1 protein-coding gene is annotated in these 607 nt (G+C 62.4%); it reads left to right on the plus strand.

The window, feature by feature from the left end; translation table 11 throughout:
• The coding region (locus tag NR193_RS33320; RefSeq protein ID WP_256754890.1) for a corrinoid protein at positions 1 to 607 on the plus strand (607 nt) is incomplete at both ends.

Genomic DNA, 607 nt, shown 5'->3' on the forward strand with positions numbered 1-607 from the left:
CAGATGCACGACGATCTTTATGACGGGCTGAAGGAAGAGATCGAGGAAGGCACGCAGATCCTGCTCGAGCGCGGCTGGGTGCCCTACAAGGTGCTGACCGAGGCGCTGGTCGAAGGCATGCGCATCGTCGGCGAGGATTTTCGCGACGGCATCCTGTTCGTGCCGGAAGTGCTGCTTTCGGCCAATGCGATGAAGGCCGGCATGTTCATCCTGCGCCCGCTGCTTGCCGCCACCGGCGCGCCCAAGCAGGGCAAGATGGTGATCGGCACCGTCAAGGGCGACATCCACGACATCGGCAAGAACCTCGTCGGCATGATGATGGAGGGTGCGGGCTTCGACGTCATCGACCTCGGCATCAACAACGCGGTCGAGAAATATCTCGATGCGATCGAGCAGCATCAGCCCGACATCATCGGCATGTCGGCACTGCTGACCACGACCATGCCCTACATGAAGGTCGTCATCGACACGATGAAGGAAAAGGGCATCCGCGACGACTATGTCGTGCTGGTCGGCGGCGCGCCGCTGAACGAGGAATTCGGCAAGGCCGTCGGCGCCGATGCCTATTGCCGCGACGCCGCGGTGGCGGTCGAGACCGCCAAGGACT

This window comes from Mesorhizobium sp. Mes31 (assembly GCF_024519675.1).
GTDB lineage: Bacteria > Pseudomonadota > Alphaproteobacteria > Rhizobiales > Rhizobiaceae > Mesorhizobium.